This window comes from Siphonobacter sp. BAB-5405 (assembly GCF_002872335.1).
Classification (GTDB): Bacteria; Bacteroidota; Bacteroidia; order Cytophagales; family Spirosomataceae; genus Siphonobacter.
Window position 1 is genome coordinate 117,790 of sequence record NZ_NJAG01000007.1, and the last position, 18,478, is coordinate 136,267.

The 18,478-nt window shown below is 49.1% G+C and carries 12 protein-coding genes; 3 read left to right on the top strand and 9 right to left on the bottom strand.

Annotation, left to right across the window (positions count from 1 at the left end):
* Positions 1-89: 89 nt before the first annotated feature.
* On the bottom strand, positions 90-1,502 hold the full coding sequence (locus BWI97_RS06850) for a TolC family protein (protein ID WP_102200762.1): 1,413 nt from the start codon (positions 1,500-1,502) through the stop codon (positions 90-92).
* Positions 1,503-2,150: 648 nt separating this feature from the next.
* On the opposite strand from BWI97_RS06850, the gene BWI97_RS06855 reads away from it, so the two are divergent.
* Positions 2,151-3,467, top strand: a complete 1,317-nt coding sequence (locus tag BWI97_RS06855) for an MFS transporter (RefSeq protein ID WP_102200479.1) — start codon at positions 2,151-2,153, stop codon at positions 3,465-3,467.
* Between the two features lie 16 nt (positions 3,468-3,483).
* On the opposite strand, the gene BWI97_RS06860 is transcribed toward BWI97_RS06855, so the two are convergent.
* On the bottom strand, positions 3,484-4,632 hold the full coding sequence (locus BWI97_RS06860; RefSeq protein WP_102200480.1) for a cysteine desulfurase family protein: 1,149 nt from the start codon (positions 4,630-4,632) through the stop codon (positions 3,484-3,486).
* Between the two features lie 650 nt (positions 4,633-5,282).
* Between BWI97_RS06860 and BWI97_RS06865 the strand changes: the two genes are divergently transcribed.
* Positions 5,283-8,570, top strand: coding sequence for a TonB-dependent receptor domain-containing protein (locus BWI97_RS06865; protein ID WP_102200481.1), 3,288 nt, complete (start codon positions 5,283-5,285; stop codon positions 8,568-8,570).
* 221 nt (positions 8,571-8,791) lie between these two features.
* Positions 8,792-12,058, top strand: coding sequence for a TonB-dependent receptor (locus tag BWI97_RS06870; protein WP_233207772.1), 3,267 nt, complete (start codon positions 8,792-8,794; stop codon positions 12,056-12,058).
* Positions 12,059-12,281: 223 nt separating this feature from the next.
* Here BWI97_RS06870 and BWI97_RS06875 read toward each other — a convergent pair whose 3' ends face one another.
* The 7 genes from BWI97_RS06875 to BWI97_RS06905 all read right to left on the bottom strand — a co-directional run bounded on the left by BWI97_RS06875 (position 12,282) and on the right by BWI97_RS06905 (position 18,459).
* On the bottom strand, positions 12,282-13,223 hold the full coding sequence (locus BWI97_RS06875; RefSeq protein ID WP_158242703.1) for an aldose 1-epimerase: 942 nt from the start codon (positions 13,221-13,223) through the stop codon (positions 12,282-12,284).
* A gap of 89 nt (positions 13,224-13,312) precedes the next feature.
* Complete coding sequence (locus BWI97_RS06880) at positions 13,313-14,062, bottom strand: LytTR family DNA-binding domain-containing protein (protein WP_102200484.1); 750 nt, start codon at positions 14,060-14,062, stop codon at positions 13,313-13,315.
* Between the two features lie 78 nt (positions 14,063-14,140).
* Positions 14,141-15,205, bottom strand: coding sequence for a sensor histidine kinase (locus tag BWI97_RS06885; RefSeq protein ID WP_094815314.1), 1,065 nt, complete (start codon positions 15,203-15,205; stop codon positions 14,141-14,143).
* A 145-nt stretch (positions 15,206-15,350) separates the two neighbouring features.
* Positions 15,351-16,019, bottom strand: coding sequence for a DUF3291 domain-containing protein (locus BWI97_RS06890; protein ID WP_102200485.1), 669 nt, complete (start codon positions 16,017-16,019; stop codon positions 15,351-15,353).
* 309 nt (positions 16,020-16,328) lie between these two features.
* The gene (locus BWI97_RS06895) at positions 16,329-17,174 is read right to left on the bottom strand and encodes a phosphatidate cytidylyltransferase (RefSeq protein ID WP_094815310.1); all 846 of its coding nucleotides are present in this window, start codon (positions 17,172-17,174) and stop codon (positions 16,329-16,331) included.
* On the bottom strand, positions 17,143-17,364 hold the full coding sequence (locus tag BWI97_RS06900) for a hypothetical protein (RefSeq protein ID WP_094815308.1): 222 nt from the start codon (positions 17,362-17,364) through the stop codon (positions 17,143-17,145). The genes BWI97_RS06895 and BWI97_RS06900 overlap by 32 nt, the downstream gene beginning before the upstream one ends.
* A 177-nt stretch (positions 17,365-17,541) precedes the next feature.
* Complete coding sequence (locus BWI97_RS06905; protein WP_102200486.1) at positions 17,542-18,459, bottom strand: CPBP family intramembrane glutamic endopeptidase; 918 nt, start codon at positions 18,457-18,459, stop codon at positions 17,542-17,544.
* Positions 18,460-18,478 lie beyond the last annotated feature (19 nt).

An 18,478-nucleotide genomic window follows, 5' to 3' on the forward strand; every position in this document is an offset into this window, starting at 1 on the left:
GTTGTGAGTTTAGCGTTTGGGGTTTAGTGTTTTTATGTTTGGGGCTTAGCGTTATCTCAACTCAAAACCCTTAACACAAAACCCAAAACTCATTTAGGCACTTGATTCAGAAATACCGCCAGATCACCTTCGGCGGCGGCGATGCGTAAAAGGGATCGCCAGGCATTGCTGGTGGAAACGTAGGTATCTACCTCGGCCCGGTTGAGGGTTAGGAAGGTTTGTAGTACCGTGGGCAAATCGGCGAGGCCGTTTTTGTAGCGGGCCTGAGCCTGATGGTACGCCTGTCGGGCGGCCCGTAACTGCACGGGAGCCTGTCGGGCCTGTTCAAGGGCGACGCGAAACTGCGTCTCGGATTCCCGCTGAATCCGTTGCAGGCGATTGTCCTGTTCCTGATACAGGTGCTGGAAGCGTTCGGTCTGGGCGACCTCCCCCCGGTATTCGCGTTTGAGGCGTAAGGCATTCGTCAGGTTCCAGCGGGCCGATACTCCAAAGAGGTAATTACCCACCTGATACTGGATGCCGTTGGACAGGTCCGTTCGGTAGACATCTCCGTCGTTTTGTACCCCTGAACCCCTCGCCCAACCCGCTCCCACCAGCGAGATCGTGGGCCACAGCGAGCGGCTGGTGGCCGTGCTGCGGGCGGCTGCCCAGTCGATCTGGCTGCGGGAAAATCGTAAAGCCGGATGATTCCGGAATAAACTGTCACTCGCGGCGGGTGACAGGGGCAACTGGGTATAAAAAGACAGGCTATCCACCTGTAGGTTATCCTGTACCAATCCCGTCAGCTCCGAAAGCCGGAGTCGCTGTACCTGTTCCTGTTGTTGACTTTCCAGTAACAGAATGCGGGCCCGCGAAGCCTCCGCCGTCGCCAGCGAGCTATCCACGCCGGGACGCATACCCGAACGAACGCCGGAGTCGACGATCCGTTTGAAGGTCAGGGCCCGATCCAGGTTTTGTTGTTGAATGGTTACCAGTTTCTGTTGAATCAAAAGCGTTAGATAGGCATCGGTCACCCGTACCTGATGCTGAAAGCGTTCGTTCGCGTAGTCTTCTTCGAAACGGTGAACCTCGGCATTGGCAGCCTTGATGTTCGCTTTTACGCGACCGAAATTAATAACCCGCCACTCCGCAACGGCCGTGGTAAAACTGCCAAATACGCCTTCATAATTGTTTTCGGGACGTACCCCACCAGAAATGGCCACGGCGGTTCCTTCGTTATTGAAGACCGATCCCGTGATGCTGTTGTTGGTGGCGTAGTTGTACTGGTGCTGGAGCGTTACGATGGGGAGTCGCTCGGTCAGGGCCGCCGACTCCCGCTGCTGGGCACTCTGAATTTCCGATTGTTTGGCTTTCAGTAGTGGATACTGCGTAACGCTTCGGTCGAGTACCTCCCGTAAGGTTTGCACCTGACCCATACCGGGCAGGGCTCCCAGCAGACAGGCCCCGAGTAAGAACCTTCGCGGGCTTTTCCTACACAAAAAATTCAAGGGAAGAGAGTTCATACGCATACACCGACCGTTTAACGCTGCGATCGATGGTTGCAAAACAAGAAGGCAATTCTGGAAACATTTGGGAAAAGAAATCCCGGGGTTCACCAAATTTTATGAATCTATTTCTCACCTTATACTTTAAAAAATAAGGCAATTCTTTCCAAAGGCATACGGATAGCTGCTCACTGGTGCAGCTATCCTAATCGGTACCGATACCCAGACAGGCTCCTAGCTGCTTTTATCTTGCGTACTCAGGCAGTTTCTAACTGCCTGATGGTAGGTACAAGTATGGAAACTTACACCAGTAGCTCCCTGCCTTCATCGAATACCCTAACCCCGGAGGGGGTTTAATATCAGTAGCCCCGGATGAAATGCGGGGTAATCATGGCGGAATGATCATCGCCGTTTCCATGGGTATAACCCATGGCTAATTACATTAAACCCCTTCGGGGTTGCGTAATAACACTTTCCTATTCTATCCAATTTCTTGCTTCTATACCTACACATGCCAGACTCGCCAACCCCGCCCCCGTATGAAATGCGGGGTAACTCACCGTATAGTTACATACCCTACGAGAAACATACCTCCATTGCCCGAAAAATCCCCTTAAACAAATTCATTTTCAGAACGTTATGAAAGGGCAATAATCCCCTAAATACATGCCGCTGAAATCATCCGCGTATGCGTTAGCTCTGAGTGAACGTCGCTGGTTACGCTATTTTGCCTTTTTTTACCTATACGTCATGCAGGGCATTCCGGCGGGTTTCGGTTTATATACCCTGGCTAATTACCTCACTGCTCATCAGATCTCCCCGGCTGCAGTGGGAGTTTTTGCTGCAACGGTTGGCCTGCCCTGGTCTTTTCAATTCATCTGGGGACCAATTATCGATAAGTATCAGCAATCGAGCATGGGTCGGCGGCGGCCCTGGGTATTGCTCGCTCAAACTCTCGCTTTACTGGCTTCGCTGGGTTTATTGGTTGTCGACGATCCGATCCGGGAGCTATCCTCGTTGCAACTGGCCTTTTTCGTGCATAGTGTTTTCGCTTCGGTGCAGGACGCCAGCGTAGATGCTTTGGCTATTTCTGTCATTCCGGAAAACGAACGCGGTCGCCTTACTGCCGTCATGCGGGGCGGTTTCCTCGGCGGCATTTCGCTGGGTTCCGCTGGCCTGGCCGTAGTCCTGCACGCCTACGGATTTCATGCGGCCGTATGGACGCAGTCACTGGTACTTTTATCCCTAACCGTACTGACCTTTTTCATCAAAGAACGACCCGAGCAGGCGTTGTTCTCCTTGAAACAAATTCCCTTCGTACAGGCCAGTCTTCCTTCAGCCAGGGGGTTATTCCGCGAACTTTTTCGGGGTTTAACCGAAAAACGGAGCCTGCGGCTGTTTATTCCTATCCTTTTATATTATGGCTGTCAGGCAGTATTCAGCCGGGCTTATTCCGTACACCTGATTCAGCGACTGGGCTGGTCTGACGCAGACGTATCGGTTCTACAGGGTACTTTGGGCACGCTGGTCGTGATTGCTGTTGTACTCTTGGGTGGAATTATTGCCGATCGCATGGGAGCCCAGCGACTGATGGGCCGGGTCATGCTCGGGGCGGGGCTATTTTTACTTACGTTCAATTTACTGCATATCTATTGGCACGAGCTGGCCGTGGGACGGATGGGTCTGGTGGCCCTTTCCATGATGGACCCGAGTTTCAGCGTAGCCAGTATGCCCGTACTCATGGCACTTTGCCGGAAGTCCGTGGAAGGCTCACAGTTCACCGCGTATATGGCGATGGTTAATCTTACGGACATCACCGGGGCTTACGTATCGGGTCAGGCCCAGATGAGTATACCCGCTCCGATGCTGGGGGCTGTCTGTGGCATAATCATCCTGGTAGCGGCTTTACTCGTGTGGTTCCCTTACCCCTGGACTCGATTACAAACAAAAATTGCCAGTCCGAAGACTGGCAATGAAGTATAAGGTCAATTGAGCTTACTTAGCTTACCCGTTCCGCACCAGCAATGACCGTGAGTTTTTCCACGACGGTATCAATTTCCTCCCGGGTATTATATTTCGAGAACGAAAAGCGGGCCGAAGGACGTGAAGGGTCGGCTTTAAGAGCCGTCAGCACGTGTGAACCTACGTCTGAACCGCTACTACAGGCGGAACCACCCGACGCAGAAATACCTTCAATATCGAGATTGAACAACAGCATTTCGCTATCGGCAGTTGGCGGGAAACTTACGTTCAGCACCGTATACAAGCTCTGTGCCGAGTTCTCCGGATCACCGTTGAAACGTATGTCGGGGATGGCCTCTTTCAGCCGTTCGATCATGTACGATTTCAACCCCTGCACATGTTGCTGGTGTTCGCTCATTTCGGCATACGCCAGCTCCAGGGCTTTCGCTAGTCCGGCAATGCCGTAGACGTTTTCCGTTCCACCCCGCATGTTACGTTCCTGGGCTCCCCCGTGAATGAAAGGAGGAATCCGGGTGCCGCTTTGCAGGTACATGAATCCAACGCCCTTGGGTCCGTGGAATTTATGGGCCGCTCCCACGATAAAGTTCGTCTTCAGGCGTTGCAGATCGTGCACGTAATGGCCCATCGTTTGTACCGTATCCGAATGGAACAGGGCTCCGTACGCCGTCGCCAGTTCGCCTACCCGATCCAGATCCAGCAGGTTCCCCACTTCGTTGTTACCGTGCATGAGTGAAATCAGGCTGGTGGAGTTCTCTTTCAGCAACGCTTCCAGATGATCGTAGTCCACGTAACCTTTGGCATCCAGCTCCACGAAAGAAACCTTCGCGAGTCCTTTTTTCTGTAAATCTTCCGCCGTATGCAGCACCGCGTGATGCTCAATCTTAGACGTGATGATATGTTTGATTCCTTTGGCAAGAACCGTATTCTGGATAATGGTATTGTCGGCTTCCGTTCCTCCCGAGGTGAAAAAAATCTCCGAAGGCGAGGTGTTCAGCAGCTCGGCCACCTTTTTCCGGGCCTTTTCAATCGCTGAACGTACCACGCGGCCATGACCGTGGATGGACGAAGGGTTACCAAATTGCTCCCGCATCAGGGGAAGCATCTCTTCCAGTACCAGCGGGTCCAGAGGAGTAGTCGCCGCATTATCCAGATAAATTCTTTTCATAATTGGGGATGCTAGTAAGCGTATAACCTGAGAAGAAAGAAGTTTGCTGATTAATTGGCAAAGATAACAGCAATCCCGCATTTACGGTTCATGGGAGGGCGGTCTTACGCGAGCAGGACTGCTCCAATTGGATGTGGCTTCTGTCCATCGTATAGCTATCAAAGTTCCTAAGTTTCCTACAAGGATCGCTTCGTATAGCCCATCACGTAATTGTCAATTCTTTGGCTCTAGCCAGTTTCAACGTATACTTAAGACCAATTTAGAGCCTGTCGGCCAATTTTAATTGGCAATATGTCTTCTCCGCAAATATTTAGCGGTTCTATTTTGAGTAAAAGTGGCTAATTCATTGGAAATAATAAGACAATTTAGATTCTATAAAAATAAGGGGAGTTGTTCTTTTTAAAAGAGCTGTATGGAAATAGTACAATCTTACCATAAACAAAAACTTAATGATTATTTAACATTACGAAAATTGATTTATTTAAATATTAAAATGAGCATTTCCTATAAATCAATACATTATTGTTATAATTTAAATCCAAATCAAAAAAGCAAGACTTGAAAAAAGACAAAAACATGTGTTTCTTTGTATTGAATTTTACATAGCATACCCTGTAAAAAGTTCAATTTAATCAAATTCCAAATTTCTTATGATGAGGAAATTTTTACCACTAACCCGAGCTTTAGGATTTCTGGTAACGCTGGTGTTACTGATGGCAGGCCAGTCCGCCTTTGCTCAGGTTACCACCTCTTCCATCAGCGGACGAGTTACTGATGTTAAAGGTGAAACCCTGCCCGGTGCATCAGTTGTAGCCGTTCACGAACCTTCGGGTACGCGTTACGGTACAGTAACTAATGCAAACGGTTTATTTTCCCTGCCCAACGTGCGAGTAGGTGGCCCTTACCGGGTAACGGTATCCTTTGTCGGTTACACCGAACAGAGCCAAACCAATGTTTTCGCCGAATTAGGTGGTACTGCAACCGTTAATGTCACGCTTTCCGACGCTGGTACGCAACTGAGTGAAGTGACTGTTAGAGGATCGGGCGAAGATGTACAACGCGTAGGTGCCTCTACGAACCTTTCAAATCGTCAATTGAATACGTTACCGACGATTACCCGGAGTATTGGAGACTTTACGCGGATTACGCCTCAAGCCAGTGGTAACAACTTTGGTGGACGCGATGGTCGTTACAACAACATCCAGGTTGATGGTGCTAACCTGAATAACAACTTTGGTCTGAGCAACGATCCGTTGCCCGGCGGCGGAAACCCCATCTCACTGGATGCTATCGAAACGGTTTCTGTCAACATTGCTCCTTTTGACGTACGTCAGTCCAACTTTACGGGTGCCGGTATTTCAGCCATTACCCGTAGTGGTGACAATGAATTCAAGGGATCGGTTTACACGTTCTACCGGGATCAGTCTTTCAACGGTACGAAAGTGAAAGATTTCACCATCGAAAACCTGCCGAAACAACAAAGCAAAATCTTTGGTGCTCGTTTGGGTGGACCCATCATCAAGAATAAACTGTTTTTCTTTGCCAGCTACGAATACGAAGAAGCGAGCCGTCCGGGTATCAACTTCGTTCCCAGTGGTTCTTCCGTTACCGGCACACCTTCCAGCGTTAGCCGCGATTCTCTGGCCCGGGTTTCTAACTACCTGCGGGAGAAATTCAATTACAACACGGGTTCGTACGAAAACTTCCCCAACTTCGTTAATAAGAACTCCAAAATTCTGGCCCGCATTGACTGGAACATTAACACCAAGCACAAGCTGACGGTTAAGTATAGTGACTTCAATGGAACAGACGGACAAGCTCTGAACGGAAGTAGTGTACCGAACGGCGGAATTAATCGTGGTGTAAACCCGCTGCTGCCAAATGGCTTGACTCGTCTGCCGAACAACCGCTTCAGTACGCGTTCGATGTCTTTCGAAAACTCGAACTACGGCTTTGAAAACACGGTTCGTTCCGGTACTGCTGAATTGAACAGTACGATCAACAGCAACATGTCTAACCAGATCATTGTAACGGCTACCAAAACCAATACGGTTCGTACCTTCAATGGCGGCGTATTCCCAACCATCGACATTTTGGATGGTAGAGGTCAAAACCAGATTTCTGCGGGTATGGACCCCTTTACCCAGAATAACCGGGTTGTAAACGATGTGTACAGCGTGATTGATAACTTCACCTATACGCTCAACAAGCATACCATTACGGCCGGTGCTTCGTACGAGTACCAACGCGTAGGTAACATGTTCATGGCTCCTTCGAATGGTTACTACATCTTCAACAGCATCAGTGATCTGGTGAACGATCGGGCTCCCATCTATTATGCCCACACCTATTCTTTGGTTCCTGGACAGAAAGAAGTATTCTCGGCTGATTTGAAGATTGGTTTGCTGGGTATCTACGCTCAGGATGAATTTGCCATCAATCCTAACTTCACGCTGACGGCTGGTTTACGGGTCGATAAGCCTTTCTATCTGGATCAAGCTTTGTTGAATCCGGCAGCCAACAACGTACAGTTCTTTGCTAAAGATGGTGTTTCTAAAGTAAACTATCAGACCGATTACCCCAACTCAGACTGGTATTTTTCTCCCCGCGTAGGCTTCAAGTATACCACGGGTAAAAACAATTCCTGGACGCTTCGTGGCGGTACCGGTTTATTTACGGGCCGTTTCCCGCTGGTATGGCTGACGAACATTCCTTCGAACTCGGGTATGTACCAATTCGGAGGTAGCATTACGAACCCCGCTACGCTCGCAAACATTCGCCTGAACGCGAATCCCGATACCTACGCTAATTTATTCCCTCAGCAAGCGGGCACGGCACTTCCTAACGACGTAGTATTTGCGGATAAAAACTGGAAGTTCCCCCAAGTATGGCGAAGCAACCTGGGTATTGATAAAAACCTGGGTAATGGCTGGAAAGTAACCGGAGAATTCCTGTACACGAAAGACGTAAACGCCATTCGGATGCGGAACGCCAACCTCGTAGCTCCTACGGGTACGCTGGCGGGTCCTGACAATCGCGAAGTCATTACGGGTTCGAACCGTTTGAACACCAATACGTCTTCGGCCATTGTACTGGAAAATACGTCGAAAGGTTACGGTTACTCCCTCACGGGTCAGATCAGCAAGGCGTACAATAATGGCCTGTATGGTTCATTAGCGTATACTTATACGGATGCCAAAGACGTAACGGCTAACCCTGGCAACCGGGCCTCCTCCGTGTGGAATGCAAACCCGAACGTTGGAACTTCGAACAGTCTGGAACTGGGTTACTCGCAGTACATGGTGCCTCACCGTATTGTAGGTACCCTCTCCTACCGCAAAGAATACATCAAACACGCCGCTACGACGCTTACGTTGTTCTTTGAAGCAGCTTCACAAGGTAACTTCAGCTACGTATACAACGGTGACATCAATGGTGACGGTAACAACACGACTGACCTGATGTACATTCCCCGCGATCCTTCTGAGATCACGTTTGTAGCTTCCGGTACGGGTGCCAATGCAATCTCAGCTGAAGATCAGTCGGCGGCATTCTTCCGCTTCCTGGAGCAGGATAATTACCTGAGCAAGAACAAAGGCAAATACGCCGAACGGAACGCTGCTCGTCTGCCCTTCTACTACCAAGTGGACCTGAAACTGTTACAGGATTTCTTCATCAACGTAGGCAAGAAGCGTCACACGTTACAGTTTAGTGCTGATATGTTGAACGTACTGAACTTCCTAAACAAAAACTGGGGCGTACGTCAACTGTATCAATTAAACAATCCTCTGATTTACCGGGGACTGGATCGTACGACGCAACGTCCGACGTTCAACTTCGCTCAGGTGAGTGGTGGTTTCCCAACGTCTAACTTTACCCCTAACCTGACGACTTCCAGCACCTGGAGTCTGCAATTAGGCGTACGTTACCTGTTCTAGTGCATTTTAAATAGAAGTATAAAACCTGGCAGTCTGAGTTCATATTCTGCCAGGTTTTTTTTTAATGAGCAGCCCACTTCATCAGCATATCCCCAATTAACTCCTTAATTCCAAATCAAACTCTTGTGAAAACATTTTTAAAAAAAAATCCAGAAAGACACTCGCGTGTTTAGGACTTTTTTTTAGCTACTCTGTGTGGGTTTAATCAGGTTCAGGCTCAGGTGACGTCGTCAACTGTCACCGGAGTCGTGGTTGACAACAAAGGTGAAGCACTACCCGGTGCTACGGTGGTAGCGATTCACGAACCTTCGGGTAGCCGCTACGGAACCACCACGAACGCGTCGGGCCGTTATACGTTGATTGGTGTCCGCGTAGGTGGGCCTTTCCGCATTACTGCTACTTTCGTTGGCTTTCAGGAACAGGCCAAAACGGACATTTACACCAGCCTGGGAACTTCCGCTGACGTAAACTTCCAATTATCGGATGCTTCTTCTCAGCTTTCTGAAGTAGTCGTAACCGGTAATCAGAATGGCGTGTTCAGTTCAAACCGCACCGGAGCGGCAGCTTCCTACGGTCGCGAAACGATCAATACTATCCCTACCCTGGGTCGTACGATCAATGACATTACCAAGTACAATGCCTATGGTAATGGTCAATCCTTCGGCGGTCAGGATGCCCGTTTCAACAACATTACTATTGACGGTTCCGTATTCAACAATGGCTTTGGTTTAGGTTCTTCAGCTTCAGCCGGTGGACGTACGGGTACTACGGCCGTTTCACTCGACGCTCTGGATCAGGTACAATTGAACGTAGCTCCTTTCGACGTTCGTCAGACGGGCTTCTCTGGTGCTAGTATTAACGCCGTGACGCGTTCGGGTACCAATGAAGTTTCGGGTTCGGTGTACTATCTGTTCCGTAACTCGGATATGGCCGGTAAGAAAGCCGATGGCCGCGAATTACCCCCAGTAACGATCAACAACAATACGTTTGGTTTCCGGATTGGTGGCCCGATCATTAAAAACAAACTGTTCTTCTTCGCCAATATGGAACGCTACACTAGCAGTGTTCCCGCCCTGGATTGGGTAGCCAATCGTCCGGGTGCTACGGGTAACGTATCCCGTACCACAGCGGCGGATCTGGAAGACCTGAAGCAGTTCATGGCCACTAACTTCAACTTTGATCTGGGTGCGATTGATAACTTCAACAACCAAATCAAAAGTACCAAAGGGCTGCTTCGCCTGGACTATAACATCAACGATAACCACAAATTATCGGTCCGTTACTCACAGCACGATTCACAATCGGAACAAGCGATCAGCAATAGCTACAGTAGTGGTACGGCAGGTGCCGAAAACCGTACGGGTTACGCAACGGGTGCTTACAACGGTGGTTTAGCTCTTTCTGCCCAGAATACAGGCTACAAAATTGCGGATAACACGCGTTCGGTTGCAGCGGAATTAAGCTCTACGTTTAACGGGCAGTTTGCGAACCGCTTAACGGCTACGTACAATAAGCAAATTGAAGATCGTACCTATAGAACTGGACTTTTCCCAACCATTGATATTCTGAAAGATAACTCTACCTACACATCCGTAGGTTTTGATCCGTTTACCCCCAACAACAAACTGAACTATTCAACGCTAAACATTACGAATAACTTCAGCTACTTTGCCGGTAAGCACACGTTAACTTTCGGTTTAGCCTACGAGCATTTTACGTCTAACAACGTATTCTTTCCCGCTTCCAACGGCGTATACGTGTATAACTCGATTGAAGACTTCAAAACGGCGGCTTTAGCTTACCTGGCTAATCCTAATGCAACGACCTCGCCCGTAAGCGTTAACAAATTCAATTATCGCTACTCGTTATTACCCGGAGGAGCCGAGCCTTTGCAAACGTTGAAGAGAGCTACGTATAGTGCTTATGTGCAGGATGAGTTTCAGGTAAACCCCAACTTCAAGCTGACGGCCGGCGTACGAGCGGACATTTTTGCTTACGATAAAGCGACGGCCCGAAATTTCTACAACCCGGTTTTGACGGAAGATTTAGCGGGTAAATTCCACGATGAAAACAATAACCCTTATACGGTTAACACGGGCGTATTTCCTAAACCTCGTCTGTTGATTTCTCCCCGGATTGGTTTTAACTGGGATGTAAAAGGAGATAAGATGACTCAGGTACGCGGCGGTAGTGGCTTCTTCGTTTCCCGTATTCCAGAAGTATTGGTATCTAATCAATTGGGCAACAATGGAATCAATACGGTATTGATTACCCGGGAACGCACGGATAATAATCCGAACAACATTCCTTTCACACTAGACCCAAGCCGATTTATTCCAGCGGAAACGGACATCAGAAAATTGAGCCCGTATACGGTAAATGCTACGGATCCCAATCTGAAGTACCCACTGGTCTGGAAAACGAACCTGGCCATAGATCAACGTTTACCCTGGGGTCTGATCGGAACCTTGGAAGTCATCTATAACAAAACTCTTCAGGGCCTTCGGTACATTGATGCCAACTTAAAGACGCCCGATCGTAATTTCGCTGGCCCAGACACCCGGGATCGATACCCGTCTGCTCGTTTCGTTAACGCTCCTGTAACTAGCACATTCGTCATTAAAAACACGAATAAAGGTGAGGCCTATACGCTGACGGCTAAGTTAGAAAAGCCTGTTTCTAAAGGTTTCGGCGGTATGCTCGCCTACACCTACGGCCAAGCAAGGGATTTACAATCGGTTGGCAGTACGGTTCAGGCTAATATTCCTGCCATAAACGGTCAGAACTACCTGGGTGTATCTTACGCCGATAACGATTTGCGTCACCGAATCATTGGTTATGCGAACTACCGAATCAATTACGGAGGTGCTTTGGGTGGCTCCACTACGTTCACGTTAGGTATGACTTCTGCTAGCGGAAGCAAAATTTCCTACACGTACAGCGGTGACTTAAATGGTGACGGTCAGCGAAACAACGAGTTGATTTACGTTCCAACCGATGCTTCACAAATCAGTTTTGTTCCGCTTACCGTTGGCACGGGTACCAATGCTCGGGTCTACACGGCTGCGGAGCAACAAGCTGCCTTTGAAGCGTATATTAACAACAACAAATACCTAAAAACGCGTCGAGGCAATTACGCCGAACGTAACGGTGGCCAATTCCCCTGGCTGACTCGTTTTGACTTTACGGTTATTCAGGAATTTTACATTCTAACGGGAGCAAAACAAAAGCGTAATACGATCCAGTTACGGGCGGATATTCTCAACGTAGGTAACCTGTTGAATAACAAATGGGGTGTGGGATACGTCTCTACTTCGGCTAACCCATTAGCTTATGCGTCTACGAATGCTGAAGGTGTCCCTAGCTATCGATTTGGCACGCAAAACATCAACGGCCAAACGATTCTGCTGAAAGATTCTTTCGTAAAATCGGTGACCCTTGACAATGTATGGCAGGCACAAATTGGCCTGCGTTACATCTTCAATTAATCCTTGAAGAAAGGTAGTACCAAAAAGACCCCGGCTGGTTTCAGCCGGGGTCTTTTTTTGTTTGAATTGGGTTTGATTGGGTTTAACGTTTGATAGGCGTTTGAAGTTTGAGTTAGTTTCAAGTGTAGGATGTGTTTGAAGTTTGACTATCGAAACTTGTCAAACCTTATACCTGATCAACCTCAAACATTTTCAAACGTTACACTTCCTCAAACACCATTCTCTAACTCAAATACACCTGGTAATTCATCTGGTACGTTTCTTCGGGCTGTAGTTCGTACAGGCCTTCGCCGTTGTTGAAGGCGTTCACATTCGCCGTCAACGGTTCCATCGCTACGCGTTGCCGATCCGGGAAGGTATAGACCACTTGGTAATTTACTTTCCCCTCCCCTCTCGTGTATTCCAGGTTTAGCGTCACGCCTTGTTTGGCGGATACCAGCTGCGTTAGGTAACCGGCTTCGTTGAGCTGATAGATGGCATCCAGCGAGCGGTTTTTCAGTTTATAGCCTTCCGTGGCATCAAAGGGTTCGCTACCAGCGGGCATCATGAATGCATCATCCAGGTGGATTTGCCGGGCCGCCGGGAAATAGATCGTCCAGTCATCCACTGTACCGCCGGGTAGCTGAAAGTACGGATGCCAGCCCAGAGCCACGGGCATGGTTTCGCCACCCGTATTCACGGCCTGCGGCATAATATCCAGTTTTCCGGTACTCAGCAGCTCGTAGCGGATTTCGAACCGGAACGGAAAGGGGTAACCCTCGTAACTGCCGTCGTGTTCGTACCGCAGGCGAATCCCCGCTGCCGAAACGGAGGTCCATTCTTCGACGACTTCAAAATTTTCGTGATGGACAATTCCGTGGATGGCCGCCTGCTTTTCGGGTTCGTTGATCGGTAACTGATAGGATTCGCCCCGGTAGGTATAGTGTCCGTCTTTGATTCGACTGGGCCAGGGAAACAGAAAGGCACTCGCATATTTAGGATTTGCCCCAAAGGCTTCCGCGTCGGCGGGCGTATCAATAACCGTAAACGATTCGCCTTCCTTGGTAAGCGTCAACTGACGAATGATTCCACCGAGCTCGGGCAAAATGTGTACTTCATCACCGGTAATCGGGTTTTTCAAAATGTACGACTGATAGGAGCCGTACGTGGAGGTAAGGATATTCATAACCCTGTTCAGGCAAAAATAAACTGGCTCTTCACCAGCCATGACAATAGGTGAGAAAAATCAAAAGCCAGTCGAAACTGGCTTCTGGCTTATAAACTTAGTAATTCTTTGAATCGAATGGCCTGACGGCGGGAAATTTCGATCTTTTCGGGCTTGTCGCCGGGGCTGCGTAAAGTAGCCAGCAGCCCGCCCGAGAACCAGGGTTCGATCTTATCGATGTAATTAAGATTGATGATGTGCTTGCGATTAGCCCGGAAGTAAATCTTGCTGTCCAGACGGTCCTCCAGAGCATTCAGGGATTTCAGTACCAGCGGCTTTTGGTCGTCGAAGTGCAGGCGAACGTAGTTGCCCATACTTTCAAACAAACGCACCTTACCCAGTTTCACAAACCAGCACTTTTCACCATCCTTGATAAAAATCTGATCGTTTTCCGACAGGGCTTTGATCGTACCATCCACCCGGCCTTTTTCATCCATTTCGTGATGGTGGATTTCTTCTTCCGCCCGTTGAATGGCTTCCGTCAGACGCGACAGCTCCACGGGTTTCATCAGGTAATCCAGAGCGTTCTGTTCAAAAGCCTTGATGGCGTATTCGTCGTAAGCGGTCGTAAAGATCACTTCGGGGACATCGCCTTCCAGACTTTGCAACAATTCAAAGCCATTTTTACCCGGCATCTGGATATCCAGAAACAGCAGGTCCGGCTTGAGTTCATCAATCAGCTGAATGGCCTCATCGGCATTGGCGGCTTCGCCCGCAATATGAACTTTGGGGAAATTTTCCAGTAAGCGTTTGAGTTCATTACGAGCCAATCGTTCATCGTCGACAATGAGTGCTTTCATATTCGATTTCGGTTGAGTACAGGGAGCTAGTAGCGGCGAGTAGCCGCTGGGTAGTTATATGTTGTAAGGAGTTTACTATTAGACGTTCACCACGACGGGTGCTTCTTTCGGCTTGGGATTTTCCATAGGAATCATGATCTCCGCACAAACCACATCTTTAGCCGACTGGTAGATCTTGAATTCTGCTTCTTCGCCAAAGAGAAGTTTCAGGCGGCGTTCCGTATTTTTCAACCCAAATCCGCCCGATTCGGTATCCTGCAAAATGCCCGTATTCGAAATCCGAATGTCCAGTCTATTCTGTTGTAATCGCGTTTCGATACTCACAAAGCCGCCCTTGATAGGTTTAGAAACCCCATGTTTGATGGCATTTTCAACCAGCGTCTGCAGCATCATGGGTGGTACCAGACAATTGATCGTTTCGGGGTAAACGTTCCGGCGTACTTCGAGTCGTTCTTCGTACCGAATCTTTTCCAGAGCCAGATAATCGTCTACGGTACGCATTTCTTCGCCCAGCGTAACGGTCTGACGACGGTCGGCCAGCAGACTACTCCGCAGGATATTCGACAATTGTGTAATGCCTTTCTGAGCCCGGTCGGGGTCTTCCAGAATCAACGCCCGAATGCTATTGAGGGCATTGAACATGAAGTGCGGATTGAGCTGAGCCCGCAGTACCTTAGCTTCGGTCTCCTTCGCCAGCGACTCCAGTTTGACCTTTTCTACGGCAATTTCCCGCGTACTTTCCAGGTATTTGAAGACATGATACAGAATCAGCCAGATCAGCATGGGTTTTCCCCAGAAAAAGAGAAAGCTCAAAAAATGCCCACTCGGCGATTCCAGATCGGTCGTAAACACATCGAATGGGATGTTTAGAGCCGTCATGATACAGGCAAACAGAAAGGCCGTACACAGCACCTGCGGTAAGGCTTTGGGAGCATCCAGTACGTCGCGGTGGTGTTTTTTGACGTAACGACGGTACTGGTGCGTCAGAAAAATACTGAGAATAATATTGATGACGTAGTTAAGTACGAGCACCCAATTTTCGGTATCCTTGAATTCCAGCGAATACGTAAGCAGATCGTTGGATAGCCACAAAGGCCATCCGATCAGTTGGAATATCCAGTATGTTTTTTCTTTATCGTTCATAAGAACTAGCTGGCGGTCGTTTGCTCGAAGATCTGTTCAGGGCCATGCCGTTTCCGAATATAGCCCGAACCACCGTACTCCCTTCTGTTTTTTAGGACTAGCGGGGAAATACGTAGATAAAACCGATAATTCAAGGGCCGAAGTTTTAAAATCCGGGTTCGAACGGTACGGGGACGAAACGAGCGAATAATTCCTCGCCGTACCACTGCTGCTGTTCTTTTTGCCGCATGGCTTCTTTGTGATCAGCGGTATGGTACGCGAAGGCCTTCATAGCGTCCAGGCTTTCCCATACGCTGAAAGTCGCCTGCTGGAAGTACGGCACTTCGCCCATGCCAATGGAATAGATCAGGCCGGAAGCCTGCTCCAGTCGGGCGGCAGCCCGGTACGAGTTTCGCCAGAAAGCGGGCAAGGCCCTTAATTTAAGCGTAGCCCGGGTAATTACCGCAATCGGTCCGGTACCCTCCTCGGCGGGACTATCCGTCTGAAAAGGGTTCGAACCATTCCAGGCTCCGTGACTATGAATGGTTTCCATAGCAAATGTGCGAACGGTGGATGCCCGCTGCTGTACCTCCTGCCAGGAGGCAGCAGTAGTAAAAAAGTCCCTGGCCTGGCTTTCCGATTGCCAGACGGCCAGAAAGGCGTACCGCGAAAAGTCGGGTTTGAGACTGAAGACTTTCCCCTGCCCGGTGCCCATCCATTTGAAGAATGTGAGTTCGGATAGTTGCCGTAGTTTGCGGGGCATGAGTCCCATCTGCTGAATGGCCCACCAGCGATGCTTCGGCGGGTAAGTCATGACGCAAAGAGTAATGTACATGGCAAGGGTGCTTTCTTCAAGAACTCGCAGCAGGCCCAGGTGTTTTGAACGGTCGGAGAATTTTTACGGCTCGCGAGCAAAAAAATACCCCGCATTGCATACGGGGCTATTCATATTGAACCCCTCCGGGGTTAAGGTGTCTGGTTGAAGAGGCAGGAACTGGTGCAGGTTTCCAAACCTGTACCTGGCATGAGGCAGTTTCCAACTGCCGTATCAGGGGCATTACTTACGCAATGAAGGCAGGTAGCACTTGCCGTATTATGGGTACAGGTTTGGAAACCTGCACCCGTGGTTTTACCCGTGTGCTACCTATTCAAACACTTTCAAAAACGTCACAATAAACGGAGCGGACAGTAACAGACCGTCGAACCGATCCAGAAAGCCCCCGTGACCGGGAATGACCGAACCCGAATCTTTAATCTGAATGCTTCGCTTAAACAGGGATTCGACCAGATCGCCGTAGGTACCCGCCACCACGATTACACCCGCAATCCAGTACCATTGCCAGGGGTTAAGGTCGGTATAGGTTTGTGAAAGGATGAATGCGACCAGCATGGCCGTAATCGCTCCTCCCAGACTACCCTCCCAGGATTTTTTGGGTGATACGCGTTCAAAAAGCTTGGTACGGCCGAATTTGGTCCCGGCGAAATACGCTCCTGAATCACTGGCCCAGAGTAAAAACAGACATCCCAGTACCCGCTCGTAACTGTACACCCCCCCTAGCAGAGCAATCACGGTAATCAAAGCAAAAGGCAGGGCTACGTAGATGATACCCAGAAAGGTATACGCAATATTGGTAAAGGGCTTTGCCTCGTTTTTCTTATACAGCTTGATGAAGAAGATGAGCGTAAAGAGCGGAGAAAGTAGAAAGTACAGCTCAAAATCCAGGTAATGTTTTTCGATCAGAAAGGTCAGGATATTCATGAAGACCCCGACGCCGGTTCCGTAGTACTTGAGCGGAGTAATGTCATCGAGACCTACGAGCCGGTAAAATTCCAGCTGACTCAAACCGCCAATGGTTGCAAACAAAACCAGGTAGGTCCACTCGCTCCAGTACAGACAAAAAATCATCAAAGCCGCTCCAATGACCGCCGCAATGACCCGTTGTCCTAAATTTGAATAACTACTCAGCCTGGTCTGTATTCTTTTCCTCATGTTGAATGATAAATTCGGCAAAAGCCGCGTCTTTAACCGGAACGTGCAACTCGCAGTGTCCAAACAAATACGAGCGATCCTGTTTGCTCAGTACGACCCCCTCAATTTGGTATTCATCCAATAGCCAACCTTTGACGAGTTCCACTCGCCAGGGCATATAGGACTCGTATATCTTAACCCAGCCTTCCACGATTCGTTGGTTTATAACGGTTGTTAACGCTGATTTTTGAAAGTTGTTTTGGTTAGGGTTACGCAGAAATCAGCCAACGCTCCTATTAATGACGGCGACCGTTGTGTTTCTCTATTCTGGCAAAAATACTACAGCTTTCAGGGCTTCCCGGTTTTGAACGCAATTTGTTTGAATAAATTACGACTGAGGTATCGCCCCCTGACTGCGTTGATAGATCAGCCGCAGTACCCCGATCGTCAGTGCGGCCGACACCAAGGCGTACGGCAAGGGCATGGCTTCGTTGCTTTCCACGTCCAGCTCGGTGATCTGCCGATGCCGCAGGTAAATCATCACGACGACAAAACCATTATTGACAAAGTGGGCGAAAATGGGTACCCAGAGGTTTCGCGTCCAGACGTACAGGTAGCCAAATAAAGCTCCCAGAATCATGCGGGGGAAAAAGCCCATAAATTGCACGTGGTACGCACTGAAAATAGCCGCCGACAACCATACTGCCACGTGTGAACTTCCCCACCAGCGTTCGAACAACCGTTGCAGCGTGGCCCGAAACAGTAACTCTTCTCCCAAGGCTGGAATCAGGCCAATGACCAGTAAACCGAGCATAAAATGGCCGAAGCTAGGAAACTGTGTCAGGAATTTTGTCAGGGTTTCCAGTTGTTTTTCGCTATCTACCATCCACTGCGGCAAGGGTAAAAGCTGGTTCCATTCAAAAATCAGACTATTCAAAGGAATGTATCCAATGACGAGTACTAGGATCATGGCCCAGATCAGCGGATCGGTCGAACCTTTTTCTACGAAAACGATGTTGCGTTTTTCAGTCAGGTACCAAAACAGATACGCCGTAAGGATAAAACTGAAAACGGACGTGATGGCCTGCATCAGCATCGTGGCCAGCCAGCTGTGGGGATAATCCTGCGGATGAGCGATAAAATCGGCAGCCCCGGCAGCAAAGTCTGCCCCCGTCAGGAATTTGACCAGGGGATAAACAATCGCTATCTGGGCGATACTGCCTAAAACGACCATCAGGCCGAAAAGGATTAGCAAACTCGCAAAGGGAGAAAATCGTCGGGTGGGAAGATCAGGCGTTTCGATCATTTCGATGTAATTTTGTATG